General features: G+C 52.6%; 20 protein-coding genes. All 20 read left to right on the plus strand.

All coding sequences use genetic code 11. The features are described 5' to 3' along the window. Nucleotides 1–31 precede the first annotated feature (31 nt). The 20 genes from DFP94_RS02680 to DFP94_RS25370 all read left to right on the plus strand — a co-directional run bounded on the left by DFP94_RS02680 (nucleotide 32) and on the right by DFP94_RS25370 (nucleotide 13,347). Nucleotides 32–742 (plus strand): phage scaffolding protein, encoded by a 711-nt coding sequence (locus tag DFP94_RS02680; RefSeq protein ID WP_114494885.1) that lies wholly within the window; start codon nucleotides 32–34, stop codon nucleotides 740–742. Nucleotides 743–833: 91 nt separating this feature from the next. Further along, on the plus strand, nucleotides 834–1,922 hold the full coding sequence (locus DFP94_RS02685) for an SU10 major capsid protein (RefSeq protein WP_114494886.1): 1,089 nt from the start codon (nucleotides 834–836) through the stop codon (nucleotides 1,920–1,922). A 65-nt stretch (nucleotides 1,923–1,987) separates the two neighbouring features. After that, nucleotides 1,988–2,266, plus strand: a complete 279-nt coding sequence (locus tag DFP94_RS02690) for a hypothetical protein (protein ID WP_114494887.1) — start codon at nucleotides 1,988–1,990, stop codon at nucleotides 2,264–2,266. Between the two features lie 14 nt (nucleotides 2,267–2,280). Beyond that, on the plus strand, nucleotides 2,281–2,679 hold the full coding sequence (locus DFP94_RS02695; protein WP_114494888.1) for a hypothetical protein: 399 nt from the start codon (nucleotides 2,281–2,283) through the stop codon (nucleotides 2,677–2,679). Continuing rightward, a complete protein-coding gene (locus DFP94_RS02700) occupies nucleotides 2,664–2,996 on the plus strand; it encodes a hypothetical protein (RefSeq protein WP_147273831.1) in 333 nt (110 codons plus the stop codon). The genes DFP94_RS02695 and DFP94_RS02700 overlap by 16 nt, the downstream gene beginning before the upstream one ends. Then, nucleotides 2,996–3,418, plus strand: coding sequence for an HK97 gp10 family phage protein (locus DFP94_RS02705; RefSeq protein ID WP_114494890.1), 423 nt, complete (start codon nucleotides 2,996–2,998; stop codon nucleotides 3,416–3,418). Before DFP94_RS02700 ends, DFP94_RS02705 begins: the two co-directional genes overlap by 1 nt. Nucleotide 3,419: 1 nt before the next feature. Continuing rightward, entirely contained in the window at nucleotides 3,420–3,842 is a 423-nt protein-coding gene (locus DFP94_RS02710; RefSeq protein ID WP_114494891.1) for a phage tail terminator family protein, read from the plus strand. A 51-nt stretch (nucleotides 3,843–3,893) separates the two neighbouring features. Further along, nucleotides 3,894–4,940 (plus strand): phage tail sheath subtilisin-like domain-containing protein, encoded by a 1,047-nt coding sequence (locus DFP94_RS02715; protein WP_114494892.1) that lies wholly within the window; start codon nucleotides 3,894–3,896, stop codon nucleotides 4,938–4,940. A 12-nt stretch (nucleotides 4,941–4,952) separates the two neighbouring features. After that, nucleotides 4,953–5,402: a phage tail tube protein gene (locus DFP94_RS02720; protein WP_245954435.1), complete on the plus strand. Its 450-nt coding sequence runs from the start codon at nucleotides 4,953–4,955 to the stop codon at nucleotides 5,400–5,402. A 70-nt stretch (nucleotides 5,403–5,472) separates the two neighbouring features. Then, complete coding sequence (locus DFP94_RS02725; RefSeq protein WP_245954436.1) at nucleotides 5,473–5,871, plus strand: phage tail assembly chaperone; 399 nt, start codon at nucleotides 5,473–5,475, stop codon at nucleotides 5,869–5,871. A gap of 26 nt (nucleotides 5,872–5,897) precedes the next feature. Further along, nucleotides 5,898–6,074: a hypothetical protein gene (locus DFP94_RS02730; protein ID WP_220270886.1), complete on the plus strand. Its 177-nt coding sequence runs from the start codon at nucleotides 5,898–5,900 to the stop codon at nucleotides 6,072–6,074. A gap of 80 nt (nucleotides 6,075–6,154) precedes the next feature. Next, nucleotides 6,155–8,101, plus strand: coding sequence for a phage tail tape measure protein (locus DFP94_RS02735; RefSeq protein ID WP_114494894.1), 1,947 nt, complete (start codon nucleotides 6,155–6,157; stop codon nucleotides 8,099–8,101). A gap of 4 nt (nucleotides 8,102–8,105) precedes the next feature. Next, nucleotides 8,106–8,783, plus strand: a complete 678-nt coding sequence (locus tag DFP94_RS02740; RefSeq protein ID WP_114494895.1) for a LysM peptidoglycan-binding domain-containing protein — start codon at nucleotides 8,106–8,108, stop codon at nucleotides 8,781–8,783. Further along, the gene (locus tag DFP94_RS02745) at nucleotides 8,780–9,772 is read left to right on the plus strand and encodes an XkdQ/YqbQ family protein (protein ID WP_114494896.1); all 993 of its coding nucleotides are present in this window, start codon (nucleotides 8,780–8,782) and stop codon (nucleotides 9,770–9,772) included. Before DFP94_RS02740 ends, DFP94_RS02745 begins: the two co-directional genes overlap by 4 nt. Beyond that, nucleotides 9,773–10,111, plus strand: a complete 339-nt coding sequence (locus DFP94_RS02750) for a DUF2577 family protein (protein WP_114494897.1) — start codon at nucleotides 9,773–9,775, stop codon at nucleotides 10,109–10,111. 2 nt (nucleotides 10,112–10,113) lie between these two features. Next, entirely contained in the window at nucleotides 10,114–10,527 is a 414-nt protein-coding gene (locus tag DFP94_RS02755; protein WP_114494898.1) for a DUF2634 domain-containing protein, read from the plus strand. Then, nucleotides 10,528–11,610, plus strand: a complete 1,083-nt coding sequence (locus tag DFP94_RS02760; RefSeq protein ID WP_114494899.1) for a baseplate J/gp47 family protein — start codon at nucleotides 10,528–10,530, stop codon at nucleotides 11,608–11,610. Next, nucleotides 11,607–12,176 (plus strand): putative phage tail protein, encoded by a 570-nt coding sequence (locus DFP94_RS02765; RefSeq protein WP_114494900.1) that lies wholly within the window; start codon nucleotides 11,607–11,609, stop codon nucleotides 12,174–12,176. Before DFP94_RS02760 ends, DFP94_RS02765 begins: the two co-directional genes overlap by 4 nt. Before the next feature lie 8 nt (nucleotides 12,177–12,184). After that, nucleotides 12,185–13,024, plus strand: a complete 840-nt coding sequence (locus DFP94_RS25685) for a tail fiber protein (RefSeq protein ID WP_220270887.1) — start codon at nucleotides 12,185–12,187, stop codon at nucleotides 13,022–13,024. A 38-nt stretch (nucleotides 13,025–13,062) separates the two neighbouring features. Further along, entirely contained in the window at nucleotides 13,063–13,347 is a 285-nt protein-coding gene (locus DFP94_RS25370) for a hypothetical protein (protein ID WP_181873007.1), read from the plus strand. Nucleotides 13,348–13,357 lie beyond the last annotated feature (10 nt).

Here is a 13,357-nt window from a genome sequence, read left to right on the forward strand (position 1 = left end):
GCTACGCGGCGCTAAAACGCGGGAGGAACGAATGAAGAACGAAATTATTCGCACAGAGCCGCTTTATAGATATCCGTTGAATTTGCAATTATTCGCGGAAGGAGACCCCGAACCTGATCCGCAACCAACTCCGGACCCAACGCCAGAACCGGAAAAGACGTTTTCCCAGGCGGAAGTTGACGAGATAGTTACGAAAAGGTTGACGCGGGATCGCAAAGGCCGCGAAGATTACGACGATATTAAGGCGAAGCTCGACGCGTTAGAACAAGCGGAAGCCGAGCGAAAGAAAGCGGAGTTGTCCGAGGCCGAACGCCTTGCAGCAGAGTTGGAAGAAGCGCGCGCGAAAGCGCAAGAGGCGGAGCAGGCGCGAGAATCCGCATTAACGGCGGCGAACCAACGCTTGATTAACGCGGAGTTTAAAACGCTGGCCCGTGACGCGAACATTCCGGCGGACCGCTTGGCCGCGGCGCTGAAACTTGCGGATTTGGGCGCGGTAACGGTGGACGAAGAGGGCAACGCGGTCGGCGCGAAAGAAGCGGTCGATGCACTTGTTGCGGCTTATCCGTATTTGGTCGCGCAAGCCGCTCCGAAACCTATCGGGGGCGCTGCGGGTGGTGGCGATCCATTGCCGGATAAAACGAAGGAACAATTACTCAAGGAAGCTGCGGACAAAGCGCGGAGGACCGGACGAATCGAGGATCGAATGGCGTACGCCACACTTAAACACGAACTGTCTAAATAAATTTATTCTCAGCAAAGTCGCTCATTTTGGGCGGCTTATTTTATTGCACGGAGTTATCCGTAGCACCTAAAACACAGGGGGAAACAAAAAGATGCCTAAAGTATATGATGAATCTTTGATTGGTAAGAAGGAATCTGTGGTTGATGAGTTGTTGAATCTCAATCCACATCAAACACCACTCCTGAACGCGATCGGTTTTGCGCAGCCAGTTACAGCGGTTGAACACGTATGGTTCGAGGACGAAATGTTCCCGGATGAAACTACGACATCTGCTTCCGCGTTGATCGATGCGGTGGCAATCGTAGTCGCTGACGTTACACCATTCCGCGTAGGTTCCGTAGCTAAAATCGGTGACGAATTGCTGTACGTGTCCGCAATTAATAGTGGCACTAAAACGCTGACGGTAACACGCGGATACGCTTCGACCCCGGCCGCTGCGGTAGTTTCTGGTGCTAAAGTCGAGTTCCTGTTTGATGAAGGCGTGGAAGGCGCCGACGCTCGGGCGGCTCGCTACAAGGCGCGCGTACGTAAGTCCAACCTGACGCAAATCTTCACGGACTCGATCGAGATTTCCGGAACTGCGCAGGCTGTTGCGCAATACGGCATCGACAATCTGTACGAATACGAGAAGCAAAAGAAACAACTCGAACTCGCGCTGCAACTTGAAAAGGCGCTTATTAACGGTGTTTCGTTTGAGTCCGGCCAAGTCCGTCAAATGAAAGGTATTCGCCAGTTTATCACTTCGAATGTAACAAATGTAGGTGGCGCACTGACCCTCGCCGCAATCAATACGTTGGCGCAGGGCGTATATGACGCGGGGGGCTTTGCGAATGGTGGCGACTATAAAATCATGGTCGCAGCCAAACAAAAGATCGCGCTGTCTGGAACCGACGCCAACAAGATCGTTCTAACTCGCGGTGAGAATACTCGCGGCCAGGTAGTTGATAAGATCGTGACGGATTTCGGTGAGTTTGAGGTTGTTCTTAATCAAAACCTCGCTTCCGACGAATTGTTCCTTTTCGACGCTAACCGCGCCAAGATTCGTCCGCTGATTACTCGCGATTTCTCGCACACTTACCTCGGCACGAAAGGTGATTACACGACCGGCCAAATCATCGGCGAATACACGCTGGAACTGGAACAAGAGAAGGCGCACGGCCGCCTGAAAGGCTTGACGTAATCTCTACGCATCATAACAGGCGCGCGGCTTAATGCTTCGCGCCTAAACTATTATGGAGGTATACGATGGCAAAATACGAATCGCCGCGCTATCCAGCGCTCGGGTTTTACGTTGACGGCGTGTTCCGGCGTTTTAGTGGCGGTCAATATAGTACGGACGATCCAGCGGAGATTGACGTACTTGACGCGCTAATTGACGTTAGGCGCATAGATGAAGACGAACCGGAAAAGCAGCCGGAGCAAGAACCGGAGGGGCCGAAAAAGGACGCAGAGCCAGCGGATGAACCCGTTAAGCCTGCGCCTAAAACTCGCGCAAAAAGTGCGGCGAATGCCTCCGGAAAATAAACGGAGGTGGGCGCATGGCTCAAAACGTAATACTCGCGGATCATTACATTACCGCAAATTGCGTCGATATCGAAGATTGGACGGAAGCGGACGCGGCGAAAAGACAACGGATGTTAAACGTCGCCGAAGGAACGCTACTCCGAGCCTATCCGAAATATACTGTACCTGATGCGGCGGTATATGAATTTGCGAATGTGCTGGTGATAGCTTTTAACGATACAAACCGGTTGGCGCGTCAGGGAATAACGGGATTTGCCGTCAATGACGTCGCCAACTTCGATTTTAAGGACGCATTTATAACGGGGCCGGACGCTGACCTGCGCAAGCTGATTCCGCAGGTGGCGCTCGATCTCATCGGCGCGGAGAACGGTGTAACGATTTCGAAGCGGCGCGTTGGGTGGGTGACGTTGTAATGGCGCTGGTCCCGTTAAAACAAAACGTAACCGTAACGAAGCCAGGCGCGGATGACGGATGGGGCGGAACAACGCCCGGCGCGGTAATCACGTATAAGGCACGCGTCTCCGAGGAAACCAACGTCGTCACGAACCAATATGGCGAAGAGGCCACGACGAGCCTGCGCATTATCCTCGATAAACTACCGGACGTATCGTACGACGACGTCATAACGTACACGAACGAATTGGGCGTGACTGTCGCGAGAAAGCCAGTAAGTATCGAGGTTAAGCGCGGCCTCAACGGTAAAGCGCTATCGACGGAGGTGTTCGTGTAATGGCGTTGTCATTTGAGTTCGACATTTCGGGACTGGCGGATTTAATCGCTAAATCTCCGGAGATTGCGGCGGAAGCGGCCCGGGCCGGTATGCACGACGTACTTAACGTGTGGAAAGCGGAGGCTGTTGACGTTGCGCCGATTGACGAGGGGATATTGCGCAAAACGATAACCGTCGAGCAAATCGAAGGGACTGGCGCAAACCTAACCGGATCGATTAGCGCGAATGCTGTTGTCAATACGCGGAGTGGTCGTTTCAATTACGCTTATTACATCCACGAAGAAGACGCGGGCGGAAAGAACTTGCGCACGCCGGGAACCGTGAAGCAATTTCTCGACGAGCCGGCGAAAAAGAACGAGCGCAAGTGGCATCAGCATATTGAGGACGAAATCGAGTCCGGCCTTGAGAGAGCGGGGTGGTAAATTGGCGCTAATTGATGATATTGTCGCGATTGAGTCGTTTATTAAAGCGCAGTTTCCAGACGCGACCACAACGAAACAGACGGTGCCGACCGCGCCTACGCACAATTCGTTCGTCATCCGTTTTTTGAACGATGATCGCGAGACGGAAACGCGCTACCACTTCCGAATTGACCGCGAATACCAAATTGTTTATTTCGCGTCGAAAGCGGAGCAGGTGCTTCCGAAAATGGATGCGTTGGCTCGGGCGTTTTATGAGGCGGACGTAATCGGCCGGGTGCGCGTCGAGTCCTTCGCGTTTTCGCAACCGGCTAAAACGGAGAGCGGAATGTATGTGAGCATTGGAATCCTCGAAACATCCGCGCGAGAAGCCCGGACTCAAACGCAGTATCCGAAGATGAACAAAGTAACGGTCAACCAACGATAAGCGGCGTTCCATTATGGAGCGCCTTTTTCTATTACAGAAGGAGGTTTTCTAATGGCAGGAGGTTCCTGGGACCCGACCGCACTTCCGGTTCGGCCCGGCCTATACATTAACTTTGTCGAAGCGGCGGCGGCTCAGATTCGCGGAGGCGCACGCGGCACGGTCGCAATTCCGCTTCTGGCTTACGGATCGAATGCGCAGGCCAAAACGTTTTATACGATTGAGTCCGAAAAGCAGGCGGTCGATACGTTCGGCCTTGCGAATGTACATTCGATTCTTCTCACGCTTCAAGGCGGTGCAAAAGAAGTACTCGTATACACAATGCCGTCGACGCCGGTTGCAGAGGATTACGTCGATATGCGCGATGCTTTTGACACGCGCCAATTCAACGTATTCGTTTTCGACGGCGAGTACGAGGTGACGGAGCAGGCCGCGACCAAAACGTGGTTAACACGCAACCGCGAGGAAGGCAAGCATTTTATTGCGGTAATCGGCGGCGACGACGCGACCGACGCGGACCCGACAGTAGGCAACGCACGGACGACGCTAAATAAGGACGATTATATCGTCAATCTGATTTCCGGCGTAAAAATCGGAACTGAAACGTTCAACTCGTCCGAGTATGCGCCGTGGGTGGCCGGCCTTATCGCCGGTACAGCGATTAACCGCTCGACGACATACGCACAAGTTCCGGCCGATGACGTTACAAAGCGCCTGACGAATGCGCAGATTAAGGCGGCGCTGCAGGCGGGCTCGCTCGTGTTCGTACATGACGGCGAAAAAGTGAAAATCGAGCAAGGCCTCGCTACATCCGGTAAGAAAATCCGTTCGATTCGCGCACGTCAATCGATTTCGACGGATATCATGCGGACGGCTGCGGACAGCTATATCGGGAAATTGAACAACAACGCGGACGGGCAGGCAACGCTCATCGTCGCTGTAAAGGCGTATCTCGAATCGCTGGAACGGAACGACGTACTTACTGCGCCCGTTGTCGAACTTGATCCGGATAATCCGAGCGTGGGGGATGCGGTGTTCTTGCGTGTAGGTTATTCGGAGGTCGACAGCATCGAGCGTATCTTCCTCACAATCAACATTTAAGGCGGTGATAAAGTGACAGCAATTTTAGACTCGCGGAAAGTTATTAACGGAAACTTCGGCCAGGTCTTCGATCAGGACGGAAACTGGCTTACGAATATCACCGGTTGTGAGGCGACGATTGAAATCGGACTCGAAGAAATCAAGCTCGCCGGGACGCGGTGGCTCGGCAACAAAGTCACGACGCTGAAAGGAGCCGGCTCGCTAAGCGGCTATCTCGTAACGTCCGAGTTTATCGAAAAAGCGATGCAGGTTATGGACGACGTAAGCTCGCCGTTTGTAACGGAGCTTGTCGTTAAACTCGATGATCCGGAATCGTTCGGCGCGTATCGGGTCCGCCTGAAAAACGTCACGTTTGATAAGATTCCGCTGATTAATTACGAAGTCGGCGCAATCGTTGAACATGAGCTAACGTTCGTTTTTTCTGGCGCGGAGGTCATGGATAAACTCCGGCCGACAGTGTAAAAGAGCGCACTATTGCGGGGTCTTCGGACTCCGCTTTTTAATTCGAAATTAACGGAGGATGATATAAATAATGGCGAAAACAGTGGTTAAAAACGGACTTGAGGCGCTCCTCGGCGCAACACTTGACGTACAGGACGTAGTCTATATTTCGCGGCTTAAGACGCACTTTACGGTGAAGGCGCTGGATCAGGCGGAAATGACCCGGGCGCGTGACCAGGCGACAATCCCGACGCGAAAGGGCGAGAAGGAACTCGACGGTCAATTGTTTAACGCGGTGCTTATCGCAAAGGGTTGCGTCGATCCGGACTTTTCGGACAAGGCACTAATTGCGCATTATGGTGCTACGGACGCGGCGGACTGCGTGACAAAGGCGCTACTGCCCGGTGAGATTGCGAAAGTGTTGACGGCGATTATGAAGATTTCGGGATTCGACGATGAGGAAGAGTTGATCGAAGACGCAAAAAACTAATCAGGGCGGGCGGTGTCCCGTTTCTTTTGCATGCGATTTTTCAGCGGCACCATATTCCGCCCGACGAAGTTTACGCGAAAGACCGGCGTCACCAAATGTTTATGTACGCGTCGATGATGCTCGTTTTTGAAGAGGAAGAGAAAGAGCGGAAGACGGCCGAACGTGAAGATCGAATACGTCGGATTAACGCGGGAGGGAGGTAGTTTATATCGCTTTCGATCTCGTAGCAAAATTAAAGCTCGTAGATAACATTTCTGCCCCACTAAAAAAAGTCGAAAAGCAAATGGAGCGCGTCAAAAAGGCGACGGATACATACCGGGACGCGACCGGACGCCTCCGTGACGCAAATGGGAAATTCGTGTCATCCGGCGATAGAACGCGCGGAAAGCTACTTGATATCGATAAGGCCGCACAAAAAGCCGGCAAGTCACTCGGCGGTTTGGCTAAAACTGGCGCATCTGCATTCGGTAGCCTGGCGAAAAGTGCGGCGAAGTTCGGAGCGCTGGCTGGGGTCGGATTCGCTGCATATGCCGGTTATTCCAGCGTTAAAAAGGCGATGAGTTTCGAGGCGCAAATGTCTTCGATCCAGGCGTTGACCGGCGCAACGAAAGAGCAGATGCAGCAAATGCAGTTGCTTGCCCTCCAACAAGGCGCGCTCACGAAATACTCGGCGTTGGAATCCGCAAAGGCTATAGAAGAACTGTTAAAGGCCGGTATGACGACCGCCCAAGTTCAAGCGGATGGTCTAAACGCAGCACTAAACCTCGCAACGGCTGGCGGATTGGAGCTTACGGAAGCTGCCGAGACAATGGCGACATCTCTCAACGCGTTCAAAAAGGACGGGCTCACGGCTGCGCAAACCGCGGATATACTTGCGGGTACGGCGAACGCCGCAGCTACAGACATTCGCGGGATTGGTTACGGGATAGCGTCGGCCGGTGGCGTTGCGGATATGGCCGGCGTGTCGTTCCGGGATCTTAATGCGGCGATCGGTCTGATGTCGAATGACGGACTCAAGAACGGGTCAGATGCGGGTACAAGCTTTAAATCAATGTTAATGTACCTGCAGCCACAGACGGAGAAAGCTGCGGAACTCTTCGAAAGACTCGGCATCGGCGTAGGCAAGGCGAACAAGTTCTTCGAAAACGGTAAATTGAAGAGCCTCGATCAAGTTGCGGAAATACTCCAGAAGATAACGAAGAACATGTCCGATCAGGAGCGCGTTGCAACCTTTCTGGACTTGTTCGGAACCGACGGGGTAAAGGCGGCAACCACACTTTATAAGGCTGGTTCGAAGGGCGTTAAAGAATTTTATAGAAACATGAGTACGACAACAGCGCTCGAAGTCGCTCGGAAAAAAATGGACAATGCGGCCGGTGCGGTTGAGCAATTCCAGGGCGCAATCGAGACGCTGCAGATTTCCGCGTTACTTCCGACGATGCCTCTGATTAGCGACTTCGCGAATGCCGCGGCCGAAATGGTGATACAGTATACTCCGCAAATCACTGCTGCGTTTGAGCGGATGAGTGCAAAAATCAAGAAATACATCGCTAGTCACTACACAAATAACCCTGAGTTCCAAAAACTAACCACACTTGAGAGCAAGATTAAGTTTGTATTTGAGGATATTATGACAACCTTCAACGCCTGGTTAGGCGGCGGCGGTCGGGAAAAAATCGAGAAAATTGCAGCATCTGTTATCAAATTCCTTGCGGGGGCACTCAAAGCGTCCGATCCTCTGATGCAAGCAGCCATAAAGATCGGTGTTTCGGTTGGTGAGGGGATTTTAAAAGGGATTCTCTCGGTTGATACGTTAAAAACATTGATGGGCGGTAAAGGCGCTGATTTTTACAAAGGGATAGTCAGCGAAGGCGGCACATTGAAGGAATCGCAACCATACCAGGTGAAGCCGGAGACCCTGGATTGGGTTCTAAACCCTTTAAGTTCTAAGTCTTATTCTGGCGGAAATATCGCGAAGGATAATCCTTTCCCGCAGTTTCCTGGACATGCCGCTGGACTCAATCGCGTCCCTTATAACGGATACCCGGCGCGCTTGCATCGCGACGAAATGGTCCTCACGCGTACAGAAGCGCAGTCTTACCGGGAATCTGGCGGTAATGGCGGAGGAAGCGCCCGGCCTATCGTAATCAACTTGAACGGCGTGACCATTCGCGAAGATGCGGATATAGACCGTTTAGCTGCGAAGCTCGCCCACGTATTGGCGCAATAAGGAGGTGTTTATCGCGGAATTTTGGCTCAAGTTTAATAACGGCGCGGAGACATTACAGCTTCCGGTTAATCCGGACGCGATCTCAGTAACATCTACGCACGGATTTAAAGATATTGACGTAACAAATCTCGGCGAATATACGGTAATTGGTGGCGGCCAGTTGCGCGAGTATTCGCTTTCCTCATTTTTTCCACGTGATCACAACACCTCTTTTTGCGCGGTTCCTTCGGTAGTTGATCCGTACGAGTGTGTCGCGATAATAGAGCGGTGGCAACGGTCCGGAAAGCCTACACGCTTTATCGTTACAGGAACGCCGATTAATGTCGCGGTAACGATCCGGAGTTTTGAGTACTCGGAGCGAGGTGGGGAACCTGGCGACGTTTATTATACGCTCGGTTTAAAGGAATACGTATTCCTGACGGTCAATAAAAAGGATGATAACAGCGCGGCGGGCGGCTCAGTTAGTGTAAGCATGCCGAAACTTAACGCCGCTGCTCGTCCATCAACGCGCGAAACTCCGAAATCCTATACAGTTAAGGCCGGCGACTCGTTGTGGAAAATCGCTGCTAGGGTTTACGGTAATGGCGATGATTGGCGCAAGATTTACGATAAGAATAAGAAAGTCATCGGTGCGAATCCGAATCTAATCAAACCGGGACAAAAGCTGGTGATTCCGTCATGACGAGAATAACCGTTTTATATGACGGTAAGCATTGGATTGAGCCTCTCATAAAATCCGCTGAATGGTCCGGTGATGTCGCGCAGCCACATCGGACTTTAACGTTGACTATATCCAATACGCTGAACGGAAAGGAACAGGCCGTGCCGTTTGAAGTCGGAAAAGAGATCCGATTTTACGCGAACAATACCGGTCTGTTTCGCGGAATCATTTTCGAATATTACATTTCAGATCGTGGCGAGGCGGTTATCACGGCGCATGACGAAAACGTATATCTCACCAAAAACGTTGATACGCGCAAGTTTACGAAAATGACGGCCGGCGCGATTTTAAAGGAAATTTGTAAAGCGTTCGAGGTGCCCGTCGGTTCGGTCGCGAACACGGGGTATGTAATCCCGAAAATGAATCTACATGGTACAACGCTGTGGGATATGATCGTGACCGCACTAACAGAGACGCGCAAACAGAACGGCCGCAAGTTCTCCGTATTTTCAAAGGGCGGTCTCTTGTACCTTCGCGAACGAAAAGAGGAAGTCGTTCGCTGGCACTTGGAACGAGGCGTAAACATAACCGGGGCCAGCCGGTCGCTGTCGATCGAAGATACGCGTACGGCCGTAAAGGTGGAAGCCGGCGAGGAAAAGAAGCGGAGTACCGCAGCGGCGAAGGATGCGTCAATGATCGCTAAGTATGGGCTGATGCAGCACTACGAAACGGCGAGTACAGACGCGAATAAATCGCAATTAGATCAACTCGCGAAGCAACGTCTCAAGGACCTGGCGAAAGTGGGCGAAGAAATCTCGGTTGAGGCGCTCGGAAACGTTGAGGTCATCGCTGGAACAGCGGTGTACGCGTTTGAGTCAATGACGAAGTTGGCCGGCGGATTTTACGTAACTGCGGATAAGCATGTATTTGAAGAAAGCGCATACCGGATGGATGTTACGCTTTCGAAAACAGACGATTTGCCGGAAATTAATTACGAGGAGGCGGCGTAAATGCCCGTTGAAATGATCGAAGGAGCCGGCCGCAGCAAATTGCGCCATGTCATTCGGGAACTCGGCCACAACAAGGATGTTGATGTTGAGTTCGCGACGGTCCTTTCGCCGCTTCCAGATATTCGCGTTAAAGTCGACGGCCAACCGTTTGATCTCGACGCGGACGACGTAATAGTCTGCGAACACCTAACGATGCACAAACGTAAGGCTGCGATAAACGGCGCCGCGCCGGTTGAAATCGAGTTTGAGGACGCGCTTAAAGCCGGCGACCGCGTTATTATCTTATCGTACGGAGCCGGCCAGAATTACGTAATACTTGACCGGATCGGAGGTGCGTAAGTATGGCGTTAAGTCCGCTTGAACCTGCTGATATAACGGAGGAATTAAACGCGGCAAGTGAGCCGGAACCGCTCCGGACGTATGCGCTCGACTTCGAAACAGGCGCGATGGGCGGCGTTGTTGACGGAAAGGCCGCGCTCAAACAATTCGTTATCAAGGCGATAAAGACGGCGCGATTCCGGTTCGCGGCCTATGACGATGATTACGGTTGTGAACTCGACGATTTGATCGGCCAAAACGCGACACAAGCGCTAATGGAGTCGGAGATTCCGCGCGTAATTGAGGAGGCGCTCATTTACGACGATCGGATTGAGCGCGTATATGGTTTTGGAATAACGAAGGAGGCGGACGTGTTGTCCGTCTCTTTTTACGTGGATACGGCGGATGACACGTTGCAAATGGAGGTGGCAATGTAAGTGTACGAAGATCAAACGAAAGCCGAGATACTTGAACGGATGCTTGGCGCGTCTCCTGCCGATATCGATAAGCGGCAAGGCTCCGTTACGTTCGATTTACTCTCTCCGGCTGCGATTGAATTGACGTTAGCATACTCCGAACTCGACAACGTCCTGGCGTTCGGGTTCGCGGATACGACGTACGGAAACTACCTCGACATGCGCGCCAAGGAATACGGATTGACCCGGAAGCCTGCGGTCAAAGCGGCCGGTTCGCTTACCTTTTCGGGGCCGGCTGGAACGGTGATATCGCGCGGAACACTTTCGTCAACCGGCGGCGACAATCCGGTCTATTTCGTAACGACGACGGAGACTACGATTACCGGCGGCTCGGTTACCGTCGCGGCAGAAGCGCAGGACGCTGGGGCGGCCGGAAACGTTGGGGCAGGCGAAATAACTACGCTACTTGGCGACCTCGTCGGAATCGTAACGGTTACCAGCGCGGCCTATTTCGAGGGCGGTGTTGACGCGGAATCCGATGCGTCGTTGTTGGCGCGTTATTACGAGCGGGCCCAGCGGCCGGCAACATCGGGTAACGCTAATCAATATCGACAATGGGCGCTCGAAGTGCCCGGCGTCAGTGATGCGCGCGTTTATCCGGTTTGGAACGGACCCGGCACCGTAAAAATTGTACTGCTCGATGACGATAAGACCGCGCCTGACCCTTCGGTCGTATCCGCAGCCCAAACGTACATTGACCCAACGCAGGACGGCACCGGGCAAGGCGTTGCTCCCATTGGCGCAGCCGTTACGATTGCCGGGGCCGTTGAGGTTCCGGTTAATATCGCGGTTAAAGTAACGCTCGCCCCGGGCGCAACCGTTGCGGAAGTCCGGGCGCAGATCGAGACGGGAGTCCGCGCATATCTCCGATCGCTTGCGTTTGCCGATCCGCTTGTACGGATTACGCGTATTGCTAACGTGATCCTCGATATTCCGCCCGTTATTGACTACGAAAACCTGACGCTAAACGGCACGGCCGGGAACACCGCAATAGCTGACGGAGAGGTTGCGGTGCTTGGCGGAGTGGTGGTGACTGCCGCGTGAGGACAGTAGCGGAAATTAAGCGGGACATGCGCGATTATGTGCCGCGTTATTACGACGAGATGCCGGTCGCGACGAATATACTCGATTGCGAGGCGGAAGAAATTGCGAAGCTTAACGCCGGTATTGGCGACGTTCTCGCGCAATTTTTTATCGAGACGGCAACGTGGGGTCTTACGCGGTGGGAGCGCATTTTCGGTATCACGACGGACCCGACGAAGACATACGCCCAACGGCGCGAAATCCTTCTCGGCCGGCTGCGCGGTGTCGGTGCGGTGACCGCGGAACTTATCGATAGCGTTGCGTCGGCTTATGCGAACGGTGACGTTGAGGTTGCGAACCGGCCTGCGGATTATACGATTCAGATTACATTCGTGAGTCAGTACGGAGTGCCGGAGCAAATCGACGAATTGAAAGCGGCCGTGCGCGACATCACTCCGGCACATATGGCGATTGAGTACGTGTTCCGTTTTTATACTTACGCGGAGTTGGCGGTAGGCGGACGGACTTATGACGCGGTTACTGCGACGGGAAAACCGTATGACGAAATTTATAATCGGGGGGGTTGACGTAATAGATGGCGGAAACAGCGAATCTAAAATTACCGTTGATTGACGGAAGCATGACTGCAGATGTGCCGCGTGATCTGAATGCTCTTGCACAATCCGTAGATACAAGTGTGACGGAGGCGCTTGCGAACATTACGGTTCCAGACGCGACGACAACAACGAAGGGGATTGTGCAGCTTAACGACACGACGAACAGCACATCGACAACACAGGCCCCGACGGCAAACGCAGTAAAAAAGGCTTACGAAGCAGCCACTGTGGCACAGGCTACGGCAAATGCTGCGAATATGGCAGCCACAGCGGCAGAAACACCCACAGGCGCACAGACTAAAGTTAACAACGCTGTCGGTCCATTGGCATCCTTGCTCACCGGGACAAAAACTAACACGGTCGCCGCCATAAACGAACTTTTTACATTTGCCAGTAACGGTAAAACCCAAGTCGCTGCCGCGATTACTGGCAAAGGAGTTCCGGCATCAGGCAGCGATACGTTTCCACAAATGGCGGCTAAGATCGGGCAGATTGTGACGGGTAAAAGATATGCTTCCGGAACAGTTGCTATTGCAGCAACATCACCAACAACAGTGAGTGGTATAGGCTTTTGGCCGAGAGTTGTTTTTTACACTGCACCGGATCATGCATATTGTTTCTTTATATCTCGACTGCCTGTGATGGGCAGAGAATTAAATTACGGCTTTTGGCTAGGATACTCACAATTCGGGCTTTCCGGCGCGGCGTATGAAGAGGGTAGCGCAAGCAAACAATTCTTACTCTCTGATGGATTCAACATACACGGCCCGACCTCTTCGGGCTCTTTTCAAACGGTAGATTGGTATGCCTTCGAATAGGTTGTTGCTTTTGAAATAAAATAAGAAGGGTGTTGACGATGATTAGAATATTTCAATCGACAGATCGCGTTGAGGCAATTGAATTTTCGGATGCAGAGCAGACTACGATACGCGCAATTATCGCACTCACCGGCCGGCCTATCACCGTAGATTATTTAGCAGATGGGAGCGTCAGAACGGGCGTTATCAAAGACGTAACGAATCTCTTCGTTGTAAATCTCGGACAGTTTGTATATCGTGATGGTAACGGAAACATCGGCGCATGTGACTACGAATATCTCACCGAAAATTACAAAGAAATCACGGAGGATAGCGCGGCATAATCCCGAAAGA

This window comes from Fontibacillus phaseoli (assembly GCF_003337355.1).
In the GTDB taxonomy this organism is placed as follows: domain Bacteria; phylum Bacillota; class Bacilli; order Paenibacillales; family Paenibacillaceae; genus Fontibacillus; species Fontibacillus phaseoli.